Here is a 17772-nt window from a genome sequence, read left to right as displayed (position 1 = left end):
TCCTCGACGACGGCGGGCTGTGGTCGAGCGATGAAGCCCGGACGATGGAGAGTCCGGGGGTCCTCGAGGAGGTCGATGGATGGCCTCCGCTTGCTCGCCGTGCGCCTTGGGTGCGGTCAGATGGCCTCGCGATGGCGGGGGTATGTCCGTCCCGCCCCGGTTCGTCGCAAGGCGTCCGGGGCGATCCGTCAAAGGCCCGAATGCAGGGCCGCCAGTCGGAGGGCGTGTGGAAAACGACCGCGCGGGGCAGTCACCTCGTCGAAACGGTAAAACCAGAAACACATCCGGGCGAGGCCCGGCTGTCCCGCACCCTCCCCACCCTGCGCCGGTCCGCCGGCGGAGGCCGATCAGCCACGCCCCGTCGTCCGCCGGCGCGGCCGATCCGGGACGCGCCTCCCGTCACAGAACCATGATGACCGCCGCCGCCCGTCCGGCCATAAGTCCCCTGCCCCACGGAGATTCCCATGCGCCTGCAGCGTCGCGACCTTCTCACCGGCTCCGCCGCCGCCCTCGCCTTCTCCGGCCTCGCCCGCAGCGTCCAGGCCCAGACCGCCGGCGCCGGCGAGACCTACGTCAACGAGGTGCACGGCTACGGCCCGCTGGTCCGCGATCCCAATCGGCTGCTCGACCTGCCCGGGGGCTTCACCTACCAGGTCATCTCCCAGAGCGGCGACACCATGGACGACGGCCTGTTCGTCCCCGGCCAGCCCGACGGCATGGGCTGTTTCGACCTCGGCGGCGGCAAGGTCGCCCTGGTCCGCAACCACGAGCTCAAGGGCTCCTCCGGCCTGCACCGCAACCTCGGCCCCGGCGGCTTCCACCAGGAGCGCATCGGCCTGCTCGATCCGTCGAAGGGTTATGACACCTACAAGGACGGCCGCGCCCTCCCCGGCGGAACCACCACCCTCGTCTACGATCTCGAGAGCCGCCGCACGATCAGTCAGCACCTCTCGCTGGCCGGCACCTCGACCAACTGCTGCGGCGGCCGCACGCCCTGGGGCAGCTGGCTGACCTGCGAGGAGACCGAGGAGACCGCGGCCGGCGCCGACGTCACCAAACCCCACGGCTTCGTCTTCGAGGTTCCGGCCAACGCCACCGGTCTCGTCGAGCCCGTCCCGCTCAAGGCCATGGGCCGGTTCGAGCACGAGGCGGTCTGCGTCGACCCCCGCACCGGCATCGTCTACCTGACCGAGGACAAGAACGACGGCCTGTTCTACCGCTTCATCCCGACCACGCCCGGCAGGCTGGCCGAGGGCGGCCGTCTCCAGGCCATGGCCTTCAAGGGCAGGCCCGGCGCGAATTCGACCAATCAGGAGGCCCGCGAATGGGCCGTCGGCGACTGGCGCGAGGTGGTCTGGATCGATCTCGAGGACGTCGAGGCTCCCGACGCCGACCTGCGGATGCGCGGCCACGCCGCCGGCGCGGCCCTGGTCGCCCGCGGCGAGGGAATCTTCTGGGGCGACGGCGAACTCTACATGACCGCCACCTCCGGCGGCCCCCTGCGCCGGGGCCAGATCCTCCGCTACGTCCCCTCGCGCGACGAGGGCCGCCGCGGCGAGGCGCGCCGTCCGGGCCGCATCCAGCTGTTCGTCGAAAGCGCCGACGAGAAGACCCTCAACATGGGCGACAACATCACCATCGCGCCCTGGGGCCATCTGATCGTCTGCGAGGACAACTATTCGGACGATATCCGCAACCACCTCAAGGGCGTCACCCCGGACGGCAAGCTCTACACGATCGGGCGCAACGTCTTCGCCGGCAACTCCGAATTCGCCGGCGCGGTCTTCTCGCCCGATGGCCAGGTCCTGTTCGTCAACATCATGTATCCGGGCGTGACCTTCGCGATCAGAGGACCGTGGACCTCGGTCCGGACATGAACAGCCGCGGCTGCGACCGGCGGACCAGCCACAGGTTCACCGTCGCGGCCGCCAGCACCAGCGCCGCCCCCGCCTGGTGCAGGGCGCCCAGCCACAGCGGCACGGCGTTCATCAGCGTCGCCACCCCCAGCGCCGCCTGCAGCCACAGGCACAGGGCCAGCACGAACGCGGACGCGCCCAGCCCCTCCGCCAGCCGCCACCGCCATGCCTGCACCGCATAGATCGTCCCGCCGATCAGCAGGCCATAGGCCGTCAGCCGGTGATTGAACTGCACCAGGGCCTGGTCGTGCAGGAAGGCCAGCGCCCCCTTGCCCCACGCCACCGGCGCCAGCAGCTCGCCGTTCATCAGCGGCCAGTCCGTATAGACTAAGCCGGCCTTGGCCCCGGCCACCAGCCCGCCCAGCAGGCACTGCACGAAGATGGCCGCCAGCAGCACCGCCGCCCCCCGGCTCCAGCCGACCGGATGGCGCGAATGCTCCTCGCCGTTCCAGGCCTCCAGCCCGGTCCAGATCAGCCCGCCGAAGATCAGCAGGGCGAGGCCGAGGTGGACCGCCAGCCGCTCGGGCGCCACATCCACCCGCTCGCTCAGCCCGCTCGACACCATCCACCAGCCGATCAGCCCCTGCAGCCCGCCCAGCGCCAGCAGAACGGCGCAGCGCCCGATCAGACGCCGCGGAATCCTGCGCAGCACCAGGAAGACGATGAACGGCACGGCGAACACCGCTCCGATCAGCCGGCCCAGGAAGCGGTGCGACCACTCCCACCAGAAGATGCCCTTGAACTCGCCCAGCGTCATGCCGGCGTTGACCTGCTCGTACTGCGGGATGGCCCGGTATTTCTCGAACGCCTCGGCCCAGTCGGCGGCGGTCATCGGCGGCAGGGTGCCCATGATCGGCTTCCACTCGGTGATCGACAGTCCCGAACCGGTCAGCCGGGTGACTCCCCCGACCACCACCATCGCGAACACCAGCGCCGCCGTCGCGAACAGCCAGACGGCCACGGCCCTGCTCTGATCGCCCCCGATGAAACGCTTCATTCGACGCCCGCCGTCCCGACCGTTACAATATGCGGCGCGCCGCTGGTCCGACGCCCGACTGAGCGGTATGCCCGCCCACGACGGCGAGATCGAGTCGCTTTTGGACGCCTGAGCGTCGCAGGTCAGGAGAAGCCGGGTGCAATACGCCGACATCGTCATCGCCATTCTGGGCGCCTTCGCCCTGGCCTGGGCGGCCGACGCCCTGACCGGCCGCCGCGGCCTGTTCGCCACCTCCCTCGTCTCGGGCGTGGCCGCCATCGCGGGCTGGTTCCTGGCGGTGCGGGTCTTCGCCGTCTCGACCACGGACGGCTTCACCTGGGTCGGCTGGTCGCTTGCCGCCTCGGCCCTCGCCCTGGCGACCTTCTTCCTGTTCCGCAGCAAGCGCTGACATGGGGCCCCGCACCCGCCGCTTCATCGCCATGCTCGGCGTGCTGGCCTTCCTGGTGTTCTGGATCTGGGGCGCCATCGCCCTGCGCGGCCTCCTGCCGCCGGGGCCGGTCATCGACCTCGTGGTCTTCGCCGTCGCCGGCATCGGCTGGGGCGTGCCCCTCTACCCGCTGTTCAAATGGGCCGAACGCCCCCGGGATTGAGCCGGAATTGCAGAGGGGCCGCCCGAAAGCGACCCCTCCAGCCAACCGTCTTCATTGCGGAAGATGGTCGGAGCGACAGGATTCGAACCTGCGACCCCTTGACCCCCAGTCAAGTGCGCTACCAGGCTGCGCCACGCTCCGAGAGGCGCTCCCTATAGACGGGGCGCCGTCGACCCGCAAACCCAAAAACGAGACCTCAGGCGGTTCTCGAAAGAACGGCCTCAAGCCGCGCCCGCGCGCCCTCCAGCTCGGCCAGGACCTGGCGCAGCCGGACCGACGAACCGCCCGCCGGAGCCGCCGCAGCCGGTGGCGTCGCGGCGCCGCCCTCGGGCTCGAACACGACGGCGCCCTCAGGGTCGCCCCAGGCCGCCAGCCGCTTCAACCCCTGCTCGCGATGCAGGCGCTGCACGCCCTTGATGGTCAGCCCGTCCTCATGCAGCAGCCGCTTGACCGCCTTCAGCAGCACCACGTCCTGCGGCCGGTAGAAACGCCGCCCGCCGGCCCGCTTCAGCGGGGTGATGAAAGCGAATTTGGTCTCCCAGAAGCGCAGCACGTGCTGCGGCGCCCCGACCTCGTCAGCGGCTTCGGAGATGGTGCGGAAGGCGTTCGGGCTCTTGGCCACGACGGATCAGGCGCTCACGACGGCGTCGTGAACCCGGCCCTTCATGATCTGCGAGGCCCGGAAGCTGATCACCCGGCGCGGATGGATCGCCGCCGGTTCGCCGGTCTTGGGATTGCGGCCCATCCGGGCCCGCTTGTCCCGCACCTGGAAGACGCCGAAGCCGGACAGCTTCACCGTTTCCCCACGCTCCAGCGACTCGATGATCAGTTCCAGGGTCCGCTCGACCAGGGCCGAGCACTCCTGACGCGACAGGCCAACCTCCTCGTGGACGGCCTCGCACAGGTCCGCCCGGGTCAAGGTCTGGTGCTGAGCCAATGGTCCGCTCCCCTGGAAAAGTCCGTCGCGCCCATAAAAGAGCAAGCGCCTTCAAATGGAAAGGCGAATTGCGCCCTACAGGCGAAAGGCGCAGGCGCCCCACGTCAGACCGCCGCCCATAGCTTCGGCCAGAACAAGGTCGCCGCGCTTGATCCGGCCGTCCTGGATGGCCGCGTCCAGCGCAAGCGGGATCGAGGCGGCCGAGGTGTTGGCGTGCATCGCCACGGTCGAGATGACCTTGTCCTCGTCGAGGCCCAGCCGGTCGCCGACGCCCTTGATGATCCGCTGGTTGGCCTGGTGCGGCACGAACCAGTCGACATCGGCGATCTCGATCCCCGACGTCTGGCAACAGGCCGTAATGGCCTCGGCGATGTTGACGACGGCGTGGCGGAAGACCTGGTTGCCGGCCATCCGCAGGTGCCCGACCGATCCCGTCGTGGCCGGCCCGCCGTCGACGTACAGCAGATCGGTCTTGGAGCCATCGCAGCGCAGCGCGAAGCCGAGCAGGCCGCGGTCGGCCTTGGTCCCCTGCCCCTCGCGCGACTCGACCACCACGGCGCCGGCCCCGTCGCCGAACAGCACGCAGGTCGACCGGTCCGTCCAGTCCATCAGCCGGGTCATCTCCTCCGCCCCGATGACCAGGGCGCATCTGGCGTTGCCCCGCGCCACGAAGCCGTCGGCGACGCTCAGCGCATAGACGAAGCCGGAGCAGACCGCCTGCACGTCGAAGGCGATGCACGTCGGCACGCCCAACTTGCGCTGGACGATGGACGCGACCGACGGGAAGGTCATGTCCGGCGTCGTGGTCGCGACGACGATCAGATCGACGTCCTGCGGGGTGCGGCCGGCGTCGGACAGCGCCCGCCTGGCCGCCTCGACCGCCAGATCACTGGTCGGCTGGTCGTCACGCGCCTTGTGCCGCTGGCGAATGCCGGTGCGCTCGACGATCCACTCGTCCGAGGTGTCGACGATCTTCGCCAGGTCGGCGTTGGTGACGACCTGTTCCGGCAGAAAGGAGCCGACGCCGGTCACGGCGCTGCGAATGACGCTCACTGGGGAGTCTCCATGGCCGCGGTCTCCGCGGCCGGTTGTTCGAGCACGACGGTCAGCCGGTTCAGGCTCTCGCTGACCTTATGCAGATAGTCGCTCCGGGCCAGATCGACAGCGATGCGGATCGCATTTCCATAACCCTTGGCGTCCGCGCCCCCGTGGCTCTTCACCACTATGCCGTTCAGGCCCAGCAGCGGGCCGCCGTTGACGGCGCTGGGGTCGATCTTCTGGCGCATCCGCCGCAGGGCCGGCAGCGCCAGCAGCGCCCCCGCCCTGGCCGGCACGCTGGAGGTCAGGGCCTCCCTCATCAGGGCCGAGATGAACCGGGCCACGCCCTCCGCGGTCTTGAGGGCGATATTGCCGGTGAACCCGTCGGTGACGACCACGTCGACCGTGCCCCTGGCGATGTCGTCGCCCTCGACGAAGCCCTTGTAGTCGAGCCCGAGTCCACCCTCGCGCAGGATGCGGGCGGCCTCGCGAACCTCTTCATGCCCCTTCATGTCCTCGGAGCCGACGTTCAGCAGACCGATCGTTGCGCGGCCTCCGCCGTGGACCGCCGCGTGAAAGGCCTCGCCCATGATGGCGAACTCGACCAGCTGTTCGGCGTCGCTCTCGATATTGGCCCCGACATCCAGCACCGCCGTGATGCCTTTCAGCGTCGGCCAGCTGGCGACGATGGCGGGCCGCTCCAGGCCGTGGGCCGACATGCGCAGGATCAGCTTGGAGATGGCCATCAGGGCGCCGGTGTTGCCGGCCGACACCACGGCGCCGGCCTCGCCAGTCTTGACCGCCTCGATGGCGTTCCACAGGCTGGAGCCCTTGCCCCGTCGCATCGCCTGCGCCGGCTTCTCGTCCATGGCCACGACCTTGTCGGTGTGGCGCACCTCGCAGACATCCTCGGCAAGGGCGCACTTCGCCATTTCGCTGCGGATCGCGCCTTCCTCCCCGTGCAGCAGGAAGCGCACGCCCTCGCCGCCGTGGCGCTTGCGATAGTCGCGCACCCCCGCCACCACGACGGGGGGGCCGTGGTCCCCGCCCATGGCGTCGAGCGAAATCAGAACTGGGGATGACAAGCCGTTTCGACTCCGTCGCGCCGTCAGCCCGGCGCTTGTCAGGCGCGACGATAGCGCCGCACCGGGGGGATGCAACCGCGCCGCCGTTGCGTCAACCTTCGTCGGTTGACCTCAGTTGCTTCAGCACGGCGAAGGGCGAGATTTCCGTTGGCTCGGGCGGTTGCACGAACTCGGCGCCGGGCTTGCGGGGAAAGGGATCCAGCTGCAACGCCAGCTGCTCGACCGCATACTGCCCCAGGTCGACCTGGCCGCCCTCGATCGGGTCGGGCGATTCGTCGTCCAGGGTGATGACGATCTCGTCGGAGTCCCCGTCCGCCGACTCCGCCTCCGCCAGCGGGATCGCGAACGACGCGTCGACCTCGACCGGAAGCGGCTCCAGGGTGATGCCGCAGGTCTGGGCGAGGCTGGCCTTTACCCGGCCGGACAACCGCCAGCCCCCGGGCGCCGGCGCCAGTGTCATCTCCGCTGAAAAGGCGTCGAGAGACGCAAGGTCGAGGGCCTTGGCGATCCGCGCCCGCGCCGCTGCATCGGGCTCCAGCCTTCGGGTCACCCCGCTGCCGACCTGATGCAGCCGGACGGGCTGGCTGTAGGGAAGGTCCGGGTCGCTCATGCCTTGATCTCCGCCCACTCGGGCTGTGTTGTCACGGCCGCGAAGTCCTGGGCGGCCAGTCGGGCCCGGCTGTCCAGCGCATAGGCCGCCAGGGCCTGGCCGGTGTCGGGATCGTCGCTCTCGAAAACGTTGCGGGACAGACCCGCGGCCAGTGCAGCCTTGTCCCCCCCGCGCAGCGGCGGTTCATAGGCCGTCATGCGGCCGTACATGGCCTCGCCCAGCTTGCGCATCTTTTTGCCGACCGTGATGTCGCCGACACCCAATTCGCGCAGGGCGTGGTCCAGGGCCGAGACATAGGCGTCGAACAAGGCCTGGGCCGCTTCGGCTCCCCGCTCCCCCTCGTCACGCAAACGCATGACCAGCAGCAGCACATGCAGGGTGTAGAGCTCGAACCGCGCGTCGATCCGGTCGGCGACGCCAAGCGTCGTGTAGAACGCCGGCTCGCGCGCCTGCCGCACCGCCAGTTCATACAGCGGCTCGCCCAGGCGCTCGCGGGGGCGGTTTCGGAACAGATTCTGAAGCATGATCATGCGGCCCCTTTTCCGCCGCGCCGTTGAACTAAGGCTCGGGTCCGGTTAGGTCAAAGACCTTGTTCTCTCGCAGGCGCCGTCAATGCTCCGTACCAAGCTCCTTTTCGCCGCCCTTTCGGCCGCCGCCCTGACCGCGGCCTGCGCTCCGGTCGTGGGCCAGAACGGTTTCCAGGCCATCGACGCCAAGCCGGCGGACATCGTGGCCGGCACGGACACCAAGCAGACCGTGCTGACCAAGCTGGGCACACCCTCGACGACCTCGACCTTCGAGCGGGACAACATCTGGTACTACATCAGCCAGGTCACCGAGAAATACACCTACAACCGGCCCCAGGTGACCCAGCGGACGGTGACGGAGATCACCTTCAACGACGCCGGCCAGGTCGCTGAGGTCCGCACGCTCGGCCTGGATGACGGCCAGCAGATCGCCATGAATGGCCGCGAGACCCCGACACGCGGTCGTCAGCTGACCATTATCGAGCAACTGCTGGGCAACGTCGGCCGCGGCCAGCTGCCCCGCACCGACGAGGACCAGCCGGGCCAGCGTCGGCCGGACTAGACCGGGCCCGCATCGCCAGACACGACAACGCCCCGGAGATCGCTCTCCGGGGCGTCTCTCGTTGCAGTCCGCCGCGTCCCGGAGGATGCGGCGGGAAGCAATGGATCAGCCGATGTTGCCGCTCGCCAGCACCGCCAGAAGAAGCAGGGCGACGATGTTGGTGATCTTGATCATCGGGTTCACCGCGGGGCCCGAGGTATCCTTGTAGGGATCCCCGACCGTATCGCCGGTCACCGCGGCCTTGTGAGCCTCGGAGCCCTTGCCGTGGACGACGCCGTTGGTGTCGGTGAAGCCTTCCTCGATCACCTTCTTGGCATTGTCCCATGCGCCGCCGCCAGAGGTCATCGAGATGGCCACGAACAGGCCGGTCACGATGACGCCCATCAGCATGGCGCCGAGGGAGGCGAACGCATCCGCCTTGTCCGACAGGAACAGGATGGCCACGAACAGGACGATGGGCGACAGTACCGGCAGAAGCGACGGCACGATCATTTCGCGGATCGCCGCCCGGGTCAGGATGTCGACCGCCCGGCCGTACTCGGGCTTGACCTCATAGGTCATGATGCCCGGATTCTCGCGGAACTGGCGACGGACCTCGGCCACGACCGATTCGGCCGCACGGCCCACGGCCATCATCGACATGCCGCCGAACAGGAAGGGCAGCAGGCCGCCGAACAGCAGTCCGACGACGACATAGGGGTTGGTCAGATCGAAGGCGATCGGGCCCATGTTGGCGAAGAACGGATAGGCCTCGGGGTTGGCCGAGAAATACTGCAGGTCGGACGTATAGGCCGCGAACAGCACCAGGGCGCCGAGGCCGGCCGAACCGATGGCGTAGCCTTTGGTCACGGCCTTGGTGGTGTTGCCCACCGCGTCGAGGGCGTCGGTCGAATGGCGCACTTCCGAAGGAAGCCCGGCCATTTCGGCGATGCCGCCGGCGTTGTCGGTCACCGGCCCGAAGGCGTCCAGCGCCACGATCATGCCGGCGACGCCGAGCATGGTGGTGGTGGCGATGGCGATGCCGAACAGGCCCGCCAGCTGATAGCTGGCGATGATGCCGACGATGATGGTCAGGGCCGGCAGGGCGGTCGACTCGAGCGAGACGGCCAGACCCTGGATGACGTTGGTGCCGTGACCCGAGACCGAGGCGTTGGCGACCGAGCGCACCGGGCGGAAATTGGAGCCGGTGTAGTATTCGGTGATCACCACGATGGCCGCCGTGACGGCCAGGCCGACGAGGCCGGACCAGAACAGGTTCATGGCCGTGATCGGGTCTCCGCCGACGGGGGTGACGACGGCGTTGTCGGGCAGTAGCTGGGCGATCACGAAATACAGCGCGCCGACGGACAGGACACCGGTGACGATCAGGCCCTGATAGAGGGCCCCCATGATGTTCTGCTTCTTGCCGAGGCGGACGAAGAAGCTGCCGATGATCGAGGTGACGATGCAGACGCCGCAGATCGCCAGCGGCAACAGCATCATGGTTTCGACGTAAGGCAGGTCGCGGAAGAAGATCGCGGCAAGAACCATGGTGGCGACCGTGGTCACCGCATAGGTCTCGAACAGGTCGGCGGCCATGCCGGCGCAGTCGCCGACGTTATCGCCCACATTGTCGGCGATCGTCGCGGCGTTGCGGGGATCATCCTCGGGGATGCCGGCCTCCACCTTGCCGACCATGTCGCCGCCCACGTCGGCGCCCTTGGTGAAGATGCCACCGCCCAGACGGGCGAAGATGGAGATCAGCGAGGCGCCGAAGCCAAGCGCCACCAGGCCGTCGATGACCTCACGGCTGGTGCTTTCGAAGCCGGCGCCCATGGTCAGGAAGGCGTAGTAGCCCGCCACGCCCAGCAGGGCGCCGCCGGCCACGAACATGCCGGTGATGGCGCCGGAGCGGAACGCCAGGTCGAGGCCTTTCGACAGGCTTTCGGAGGCGGCCTGGGCGGTGCGGACGTTGGCCCGAACCGAGATCAGCATGCCCGCAAAGCCGGCGAGACCCGACAGGACCGCGCCGATCACGAAGCCGATGGCGGCCCACGGGCCGATCAGGAAAGAAGCGGCGATCAGGATGACGACGCCGACCATGCCGATGGTCGTGTACTGCCGCCGCAGATAGGCCGAGGCGCCTTCCTGGATCGCGGCGGCGATCTCGCGCATCTTGTCGGTGCCGGTCGAAGCCTTCATCAGCGAGGCGGTCTGGACCAGTCCGTAAAGGACCCCCAGCGCGCCTGCGGCGATGACCAGCCACAGATAGTTACTCATGGCGTTTCCAAACCCTGTGTTTCTAGAGGCGCCCGGACCCTTGGCGCGGCGGGCGTTTTCGCCTCTGTCCGCCTTCCGGTCCCCCCGTGCGCACCGGACGCGAGTCTGCGTCCCTGGGGAAATGCGGCGGAAACGTGCCAAATGCGCCGGGACGACGCAACAGGGTTAGTGAAGGCGGCTCACGCTCCGCCTACGCCGGTCCGCCGTCTGGGCGCCTGGCTGATGACCTCGACCCGGGTCACCGCCCCGCGGCCGGCGATGGGGACGGCCGCGCGCATCAGGCTCGCGGACAGGGCGGCGGCGTCGATCCGCGTCCAGTCGTCCGCGACCGTGAAGGGCGTCCGGTGGCCGGCGCGCACCAGGGCGTCGCGCAGATAGGCCTCTTTCGGCCGCATCGATTCCGGCGTCGCCGCGCCGCCGAGGTGCAGGCGCAGCGAGACGAAGACGTAGTTGCGGATCCTGCCGCCCGCGATGATCGGCAGACCGACTCCGGCGATGCCCAGGCTCGCGCCGGCGGCGGGCCGGTCCCCGGCATGCGCCGCCGCGCCGCCGGCGAGAACCGGCAGGGCGACGGAAGCGGCGATCAGGTCACGGCGGCGCATCTGCCGATGGTGGCGCACACGCCTTGAGATTTCGTTGTCAGCCGTGGGTGAAGCCCGGACGGTCGATCGCGATGGGTTGGCCCCCGAACCGGGCGATGACCCCCTGCCCCGCCGCGACACGGCCGAGGCGGGTCAGCCGCAGGCGGCGCCGTTCCGCCTCCCGCCGCAGCGCGGCCTCGTCGGCGGCGCGGGCGGTGAAGGCGATCTCGTAGTCGTCGCCGCCGGTGGCCAGCTTTTCAAGCGCCGCCTGCTCGTCGACGCGACCGTCGAACCAGGCCTGGCCCGCGGCCGAGCGGGGGGTGACCTCCAGATCGATTTCGATCCGGACGCCGCTGGCGTCTGCGATGTGGCCGAGATCAGCCACGAGGCCGTCAGAGACGTCGATCGAGGCGCTGGCGAAGTCGCGGATCGGCCCTGCGAACTCGACCCTTGGAGTCGGCGTCCTGTACTGCTCGATCAGGGCGGCCACGCGGTCGGGCTCGAGCGAGAGCTTCTGCTGCGCCGCCTGCAGCCCCAGCCAGCCGTCGCCGATCGAGCCGGTGACGAAGACCAGGTCCCCGACCCGCGCGCCTGCCCGGCCGACGGTGCGTCCCTTCGGCGTCCAGCCGAGCAGGGTCATCGAAAAGCTCGCCGGCCCCGGCGTGACCACGGTGTCGCCGCCGAGCAAGGCCACGCCAAACGCCTTCTGGTCGACCCGCAATCCGTCCACGAAGGTCATCCGCTCGGGCCATCCGCAGCGTCCGGACCAGTGGCAGGCCAGCAGATAGCCGAACGGTTCCGCCCCCTTGGCCGCCAGATCCGACAGGTTCACCCGCAGCAGCTTCTTCGCCACTGTGTCGAGAGGATCGGTCGGCAGGAAGTGGACGCCCTCGACGATGGCGTCCTTGGTCAGGACCAGGTCGTGGCCCGCTTTCGAGGGGACGACGGCGACATCGTCCTTCAGGCCACGGCCCCATTCCGGGTGAGCGAGAGGCGCGAACAGTCGCCGGATGGTCTCGAACTCGCCGGCGACATCGACGGCGGCCATCAGGATCCGCGGGCGTCCCGGGCCACCCCGTCCAGCGCGGCGTTGACGAAGCGGGCCTCGGCGTCGTCGAAGAAGGCCTTGGCCAGTTCGACGTATTCGTCGATCACGATCTCTCGCGGCACGTCCTGCCGTTCGCGCAGTTCCCAGGCGCCGGCGCGAAGCAGGGCGCGCAACGTGGAATCCAGCCGCTCGAGGCGCCAGTTCGAGGCCAGCCGCGCCTTGATCGCGTCATCGATCTCGCGCTGGCCGCCGACCACCCCGCGCACGATGTCGGCGAACCAGGTCTCGTCGGCCTCGGCCAGCGGCTCGCCCTCGATGTCGGCGTCGAAGCGATGGTTGGAGAATTCGGTGATGACGGTTTCGACGCCCTCTCCCGCCAGTTCCATCTGGTACAGGGCCTGGACGGCGGCGAGGCGCGCCACGGTGCGGGCGCGGCGCTGCCTGCTGGTCAGCTGCGGCTCTGCGCGTTGCTTTTCGGCCTCGGCGAGTTGCTCGAGCACGGACTGGAGGCTGGCGGGTTCGGTCACGACGCCAGTCCTACGCGCAGCCGCTTGCGCAAGGCAATGAGGTCGAGACAGGCGCGCGCCGCGCCGCCGCCCTTGTCGCCTTCGCTGATGCGGGCCCGGGCCCAGGCCTGGTCCTCGTCCTCCGTCGTCAATATGCCGTTGCCGACGATGACGCCCTTGAGGCCGAGATTGCGGATGCCCGCCGCCGACTGATCGGCGACAATCTCGAAATGGTAGGTCTCGCCGCGGATCACGCAGCCGAGCGCCACATAGCCGTCGTAGCGCGGCGCGGTCGGGAAACGGCCCGCCTCCTCCGCCATGGCGATGGCGGTCGGCACCTCCAGCGCGCCCGGAACGGAGACCACGTCGAACTCGGCGCCGCGCGCACGCAGGGCGTCCTTCGCCCCGTCGAGCAGGGCGTCGGCCAGGTCGTCATAGAAGCGCGCCTCGACGATGAGGACGCGCCAGGGATCACTCACGATTGGTCTTCTCCATCCATGTCGCGCCAGCCGACGATGCGCAGGCCGTAACCTTCCAGCGCGGTGGGATTGGGGCGGGTCGAACTCATCACGATCATGTCGCGGACGCCGAGATCCAGCAGAATCTGGGCCCCGACGCCGTAGTTGCGGATCGCCCGGTCGGCGGCCCTGGGCTTTTCGACGCCAGCCAGCCGTTCGGCCAGGCCGTGCAGTTCGGGGTCCCGCAGGAAGACCGTAACGCCGGCCCCGGGGTGCTGGCTGATCGCCTTCAGGGACCGCGGGACATAGTCCTGACGGGCTTCGACGTGGCCGAGCAGGTCGGCGGCGAAATCGACCTGGTGCATCCGCACCAGCGTCGGCTTGCCGGGTTCGATCTTGCCCTTGACCAGGGCCACGTGCTCGACGCCCTCGATGGCGTTCCGGTACAGCATCAGCCGGAACGGTCCGCCGTGGATGCTGTCGAACGGCGTATCCATCACCCGCTCGACCAGCCGCTCGGTGCGGCGGCGGTAGGCGATCAGGTCGGCGATGGTGCCGATCTTCAGCCCGTGCAGCTGGGCGAAGGCGACCAGGTCGGGCATCCGGGCCATGGTGCCGTCTTCGTTCATGATCTCGCAGATCACGCCCGCCGGCGTCAGACCGGCCATGCGCGAGATGTCGACCGCGGCCTCGGTGTGGCCGGTGCGGACCAGCACGCCGCCGTCGCGAGCCACCAGCGGGAAAACGTGGCCGGGCGAGACGACGTCGTCGGCGCCGCGATTCGGATCGACCGCGACCTGCACCGTGCGGGCGCGGTCGGCGGCGGAGATCCCGGTCGTCACCCCTTCCCTGGCCTCAATGGAGACGGTGAAGGCGGTGCCCATGCTCTCGCGATTCTCGGCCGACATCGGCGGCAGGCGCAGCTGCCGGGCGCGGTCGGCGGTGATGGCCAGGCAGATCAGGCCGCGGGCGTGTCGGGCCATGAAATTGATCTGGTCCGGCGTCGCGAACTGGGCCGGGATGATGACGTCGCCCTCGTTCTCGCGATCCTCGGCGTCGACGAGGATGTAGGGCTTGCCGTTGCGGGCGTCCTCGAGGATGTCCTCGATCGGGCTGATCGGGCTGTCGTTCATGTTGGCCGCCAGTTGCATCAGGCCGTCTCCTGCCACCGCGCGAGGTATCGCGCCAGCATGTCGATCTCGAGATTGACCGCCTCGCCCGGTTTCAGGGCGCCGAGGGTGGTCGCTTCCCAGGTGTGGGGGATGATGTTGAGGCCGAAGGTCCGGCCCTCGACCGCGTTGACCGTCAGCGACACCCCGTCGACGGTGATCGAACCCTTGGGGGCGATATAGCGGTGCAGCGGCGCCGGCGCCTCGATGTCGATCCGGTGCGAGCCGCCTTCCGGGGTGATCGAAACGACGCGGCCCAGACCGTCGACATGGCCCGAGACGATATGGCCGCCGAGTTCGTCGCCGAGTCTGGCTGCGCGCTCCAGATTGACCCGGTCGCCCTCGCGCCAGTCGCCGAGCGTGGTCCTCGACAGCGTTTCGCCCGAGACCTCGACCGCGAACCAGCCGGGGCCCTTCTCCGTCACCGTCAGGCAGCAGCCGGCGTGGCTGATCGAGGCGCCGATATCGATGCCGGAGGTGTCCCAGGCGGTCTCGATCTCGTAGCGGCGATCACGCTCCGTCTGGCGCACCGAGCGGACCCGGCCGATGTCTGTGACGATGCCTGTGAACATTCAGAGCCTCTCGTAGCGCTCCCACAGGTCGTCACCACAGGGCTCCACCGCAAGGCGCCGGAATCTTGGGGCGTCAGCGAGACGACCCAGCTCCAGCGCGGCGACACAGGGCCGCCCTTCTCCGCCGAGCAGGATCGGGGCGCGGAACCACTCGATGCGGTCGACGAGGCCAGCGCGGAGAAACGAGGCCGCGACCTGACCGCCGCCTTCGATCAGGACCGAGGCGGCGCCGGCGCGCCGGATGGCCTGCAGGGCGGCTTCGGGCCCGGGCCGACCGTCCGGGGCGTCGACGCGCTCGACGCGAGCCGACCCGATGGCCCGGGGCTCAGCCGCGGTCAGGATCAGACTGTCGCCCTGCGCCACCTTCGCTGTCGCCGGCGTCCGCAGACGGCTGTCGAGCACCACGCGGAGAGGCTGATCGACCAGGCGGCCGGGCAGACGGACAGTGAGTTCAGGGTCGTCGGCGAGGACGGTCTCGACCCCGACCAGGATGGCGTCATGCGCGGCGCGAAGCCGATGGCCCTCCAGCCGGGCCGGTTCGCCGGTGATCCAGCGGCTTTCGCCGGACGCCGTGGCGATCCGCCCGTCGAGGGAGGTCGCCAGCTTCAGGGTCACCCTGACGCTTTTCAACGAGGGCCGCATCAGCTCCGCTCGTCGTCCAGACCCTCGTCGCCGAGGAATTTGGCGAAGTCGTTGGTGTGGCGGAAATCCTTGTAGACCGAGGCGTAGCGGACGTAGGCGACCTCATCGACGCCCTTCAGGGCCTTCATGATGAAATCGCCGACCGTCGAGGACGGGATTTCGGTCTCGCCGAGGCTTTCCAGCTGCCGGGTGATGCGGCTGACCAGCTGTTCGATCTGCTCGGGCTGGACCGGGCGCTTTCGCAGCGCCACGGCCAGCGACCGCTCCAGCTTGTCGCGGTCGAAGGGGGTGCGGCGGCCGTTGCGCTTGAGGATCATCAGCTCGCGCAGCTGGACGCGCTCGAAGGTGGTGAAACGCCCGCTGCACTGCGGACAGGACCGGCGGCGGCGGATGGCGGCGCCGTCGTCGGACGGGCGGCTGTCCTTCACCTGGGTGTCCGGATTTCCGCAGAAGGGGCATTTCATCGGCGGGTCATCCGTAGATCGGGAAGCGGCGCGTCAGCTCGCGCACCTCGCCGGCCACGCGCTGCGACACGGCGGCGTCGGCCTCGTCGGTGCCCTTCATCGAGTCGATGACGTCGGCGATCCAGTGGCCGACCTGCTGGAACTCGGCCACGCCGAAGCCGCGCGTGGTCCCGGCCGGGGTGCCCAGACGGACGCCGGAGGTGACGGTGAACGGCGCGGTGTCGAACGGCACGCCGTTCTTGTTGCAGGTCATGAGGGCGTGTTCGAGAGCCGCCTCGGTGGCCTTGCCGGTGACGCCCTTGGGCCTGAGGTCGACCAGCATCAGATGGCTGTCGGTGCCGCCCGAGACGATGGCGGCGCCGCGCTCGACGAGGACAGCGGCCAGGGCGCGGGCGTTGTCGACCACCTGCTGCGCATAGGCCTTGAATTCGGGCTTCAGCGCCTCGCCGAAGGCCACGGCCTTGGCGGCGATGACGTGCTCCAGCGGGCCGCCCTGCAGGCCGGGGAAGACGGCGGAGTTGATCTTCTTGCCCAGTTCGACGTCGTTCGACAGGACCATGCCGCCGCGCGGGCCGCGCAGGGTCTTGTGAGTCGTGGTGGTGACCACATGGGCGTGGGGCAGCGGGTCGGGATAGACGCCGCCGGCGACGAGGCCGGCGTAGTGGGCCATGTCGACCATCAGATACGCCCCGACGCTGTCGGCGATCTCGCGGAAGCGTCTGAAGTCGACGTGGCGGCTGTAGGCGCTGGCGCCGGCGAGGATCAGCTTCGGCTTCTCCTGCTCCGCCATCTGCGCCACGTGGTCGTAGTCGATCAGATGGTCGTCCTCGCGCACCTTGTAGGTCACGGGCCGGAACCATTTGCCGGACTGGTTGGCCGGCGAGCCGTGGGTCAGATGGCCGCCGCAGGCCAGGTCCATGCCGAGGAAGGTATCGCCCGGAGTCAGCAGGGCCTGGAAGACGGCCTGGTTGGCCTGGGCGCCCGAATGGGGCTGGACGTTGGCGAAGGCGCAGCCGAACAGCTGTTTGGCGCGTTCGCGGGCCAGGTTCTCGGTGACGTCGACGTATTCGCAGCCGCCGTAGTAGCGCCGACCCGGATAGCCCTCGGCGTATTTGTTGGTCAGGACCGAGCCCTGCGCCTCCAGAACCGCCTTCGAGACGATGTTCTCGGACGCGATCAGCTCGATCTGCTCCTGCTGGCGGCGCAGCTCGCCCTGGATGCCGCCGAAGATGTCGGGGTCGGCTTCGGCGAGAGACTTCGAGAAATAGGCGTCGTGGGTGAAGGCGGTCACTGGAGTCCCCGTCGTATGGTGAAGATCATTTAGGCCCGGCGGGCATTCGCCACAACATCTTGTGGTCAGAGGGCGGCCAGCGCCCGTCTGAGCTTGGCCAGGGCGATGCGCTTGAGGCCTTCGGGCTCGGCGGCGGGGCCGAGGGCGGAGACCTCCAGGCCGGTCGCGACGTGGATGGCCGCGCATTTCAGGTACGGCCCGTTGCGGGTCAGTTCGACGATGACCTCGCCGATGTCGGGCTCAGGCGACGGCAGGGAGGCGCGCCACGTTGCAGCGGGTCCAGAGCCTGTCCATGGCCTGCACCAGGTCGTCCATCATGGCGTCGGTGTGGTTGGGCGAGGGGGTGAAGCGCAGCCGCTCGGCGCCCTTGGGCACGGTCGGGTAGTTGATCGGCTGGACGTAGACGCCGTGGTCCTCCAGCAGCATGTCCGAGATCATCTTGGTGTGGACGGGGTCGCCGACGAAGACCGGGACGATGTGGCTGACCGAGGGCATGACCGGGATGCCGGCGGCGGCGAGG

The 17772-nt window shown here is 69.2% G+C and carries 23 protein-coding genes and 1 tRNA gene; 4 read left to right on the top strand and 20 right to left on the bottom strand.

Annotated features, from left to right (window positions below; genetic code table 11):
- Positions 1-464: 464 nt before the first annotated feature.
- The gene (locus VEA62_RS11145; protein ID WP_324821613.1) at positions 465-1877 is read left to right on the top strand and encodes an alkaline phosphatase PhoX; all 1413 of its coding nucleotides are present in this window, start codon (positions 465-467) and stop codon (positions 1875-1877) included.
- Here VEA62_RS11145 and VEA62_RS11140 read toward each other — a convergent pair.
- The gene (locus tag VEA62_RS11140) at positions 1846-2913 is read right to left on the bottom strand and encodes a COX15/CtaA family protein (protein ID WP_324821611.1); all 1068 of its coding nucleotides are present in this window, start codon (positions 2911-2913) and stop codon (positions 1846-1848) included. The genes VEA62_RS11145 and VEA62_RS11140 overlap by 32 nt on opposite strands.
- 136 nt (positions 2914-3049) lie before the next feature.
- On the opposite strand from VEA62_RS11140, the gene VEA62_RS11135 reads away from it, so the two are divergent.
- Together VEA62_RS11135 and VEA62_RS11130 are read left to right on the top strand one after the other, a co-directional pair.
- Positions 3050-3301 carry a transglycosylase gene (locus VEA62_RS11135; protein WP_324821609.1) on the top strand — a complete coding sequence of 84 codons (252 nt, stop codon included), beginning with the start codon at positions 3050-3052 and terminating at the stop codon, positions 3299-3301.
- A gap of 1 nt (position 3302) precedes the next feature.
- Positions 3303-3503 carry a DUF2842 domain-containing protein gene (locus tag VEA62_RS11130; RefSeq protein ID WP_324821607.1) on the top strand — a complete coding sequence of 67 codons (201 nt, stop codon included), beginning with the start codon at positions 3303-3305 and terminating at the stop codon, positions 3501-3503.
- A gap of 64 nt (positions 3504-3567) precedes the next feature.
- On the opposite strand, the gene VEA62_RS11125 is transcribed toward VEA62_RS11130, so the two are convergent.
- The 7 genes from VEA62_RS11125 to VEA62_RS11095 form a co-directional block, all read right to left on the bottom strand.
- A tRNA-Pro gene (locus VEA62_RS11125) sits at positions 3568-3644 on the bottom strand.
- A gap of 55 nt (positions 3645-3699) precedes the next feature.
- Positions 3700-4125: a MerR family transcriptional regulator gene (locus tag VEA62_RS11120; RefSeq protein WP_324821605.1), complete on the bottom strand. Its 426-nt coding sequence runs from the start codon at positions 4123-4125 to the stop codon at positions 3700-3702.
- A gap of 6 nt (positions 4126-4131) precedes the next feature.
- Positions 4132-4440: an integration host factor subunit alpha gene (locus VEA62_RS11115; RefSeq protein ID WP_298746214.1), complete on the bottom strand. Its 309-nt coding sequence runs from the start codon at positions 4438-4440 to the stop codon at positions 4132-4134.
- 75 nt (positions 4441-4515) lie between these two features.
- A complete protein-coding gene (locus VEA62_RS11110; protein ID WP_324821604.1) occupies positions 4516-5493 on the bottom strand; it encodes a beta-ketoacyl-ACP synthase III in 978 nt (325 codons plus the stop codon).
- Complete coding sequence (gene plsX / locus VEA62_RS11105) at positions 5490-6563, bottom strand: phosphate acyltransferase PlsX (protein ID WP_324821602.1); 1074 nt, start codon at positions 6561-6563, stop codon at positions 5490-5492. Before plsX ends, VEA62_RS11110 begins: the two co-directional genes overlap by 4 nt.
- Positions 6564-6654: 91 nt before the next feature.
- A complete protein-coding gene (locus VEA62_RS11100) occupies positions 6655-7173 on the bottom strand; it encodes a DUF177 domain-containing protein (protein WP_324821600.1) in 519 nt (172 codons plus the stop codon).
- Positions 7170-7703, bottom strand: a complete 534-nt coding sequence (locus tag VEA62_RS11095) for a ubiquinol-cytochrome C chaperone family protein (protein WP_324821598.1) — start codon at positions 7701-7703, stop codon at positions 7170-7172. Before VEA62_RS11095 ends, VEA62_RS11100 begins: the two co-directional genes overlap by 4 nt.
- 82 nt (positions 7704-7785) lie before the next feature.
- Here VEA62_RS11095 and VEA62_RS11090 point away from each other — a divergent pair, with 82 nt between their 5' ends.
- Positions 7786-8262, top strand: a complete 477-nt coding sequence (locus VEA62_RS11090) for an outer membrane protein assembly factor BamE (RefSeq protein ID WP_324821596.1) — start codon at positions 7786-7788, stop codon at positions 8260-8262.
- 105 nt (positions 8263-8367) lie between these two features.
- Here VEA62_RS11090 and VEA62_RS11085 read toward each other — a convergent pair whose 3' ends face one another.
- From VEA62_RS11085 to VEA62_RS11035, 12 genes are all read right to left on the bottom strand, one after another.
- Entirely contained in the window at positions 8368-10521 is a 2154-nt protein-coding gene (locus tag VEA62_RS11085) for a sodium-translocating pyrophosphatase (protein WP_324821594.1), read from the bottom strand.
- Between the two features lie 179 nt (positions 10522-10700).
- The gene (locus tag VEA62_RS11080; protein ID WP_324821592.1) at positions 10701-11123 is read right to left on the bottom strand and encodes a hypothetical protein; all 423 of its coding nucleotides are present in this window, start codon (positions 11121-11123) and stop codon (positions 10701-10703) included.
- Positions 11124-11160: 37 nt separating this feature from the next.
- Positions 11161-12150: a thiamine-phosphate kinase gene (gene thiL / locus VEA62_RS11075; protein ID WP_324821590.1), complete on the bottom strand. Its 990-nt coding sequence runs from the start codon at positions 12148-12150 to the stop codon at positions 11161-11163.
- Positions 12150-12677 (bottom strand): transcription antitermination factor NusB, encoded by a 528-nt coding sequence (gene nusB / locus VEA62_RS11070; protein ID WP_324821588.1) that lies wholly within the window; start codon positions 12675-12677, stop codon positions 12150-12152. The genes thiL and nusB overlap by 1 nt, the downstream gene beginning before the upstream one ends.
- Complete coding sequence (ribH, locus tag VEA62_RS11065) at positions 12674-13135, bottom strand: 6,7-dimethyl-8-ribityllumazine synthase (protein ID WP_324821586.1); 462 nt, start codon at positions 13133-13135, stop codon at positions 12674-12676. The genes nusB and ribH overlap by 4 nt, the downstream gene beginning before the upstream one ends.
- Positions 13132-14265 carry a 3,4-dihydroxy-2-butanone-4-phosphate synthase gene (ribB, locus tag VEA62_RS11060; protein ID WP_324821584.1) on the bottom strand — a complete coding sequence of 378 codons (1134 nt, stop codon included), beginning with the start codon at positions 14263-14265 and terminating at the stop codon, positions 13132-13134. The genes ribH and ribB overlap by 4 nt, the downstream gene beginning before the upstream one ends.
- On the bottom strand, positions 14265-14855 hold the full coding sequence (locus tag VEA62_RS11055) for a riboflavin synthase (RefSeq protein WP_324821582.1): 591 nt from the start codon (positions 14853-14855) through the stop codon (positions 14265-14267). The genes ribB and VEA62_RS11055 overlap by 1 nt, the downstream gene beginning before the upstream one ends.
- Positions 14856-15470, bottom strand: a complete 615-nt coding sequence (locus VEA62_RS11050) for a RibD family protein (RefSeq protein WP_324821580.1) — start codon at positions 15468-15470, stop codon at positions 14856-14858. It abuts the gene before it with no gap.
- Positions 15471-15496: 26 nt separating this feature from the next.
- Entirely contained in the window at positions 15497-15961 is a 465-nt protein-coding gene (nrdR, locus tag VEA62_RS11045) for a transcriptional regulator NrdR (protein ID WP_324814653.1), read from the bottom strand.
- Between the two features lie 7 nt (positions 15962-15968).
- A complete protein-coding gene (gene glyA, locus VEA62_RS11040) occupies positions 15969-17252 on the bottom strand; it encodes a serine hydroxymethyltransferase (RefSeq protein WP_324821578.1) in 1284 nt (427 codons plus the stop codon).
- Between the two features lie 65 nt (positions 17253-17317).
- Complete coding sequence (locus tag VEA62_RS16195; protein WP_414641892.1) at positions 17318-17473, bottom strand: DUF6898 family protein; 156 nt, start codon at positions 17471-17473, stop codon at positions 17318-17320.
- 19 nt (positions 17474-17492) lie between these two features.
- Positions 17493-17772 (bottom strand): aminotransferase class I/II-fold pyridoxal phosphate-dependent enzyme (locus VEA62_RS11035; RefSeq protein WP_324821576.1); only part of this gene is annotated, 280 nt, incomplete at its 5' end.

Origin of the sequence: Brevundimonas sp. (assembly GCF_035627475.1) — a bacterium.
Classification (GTDB): Bacteria; Pseudomonadota; Alphaproteobacteria; order Caulobacterales; family Caulobacteraceae; genus Brevundimonas.
Note: the sequence above shows the minus strand (reverse complement) of the source record. Positions and strands in the feature narration are given on the sequence as shown.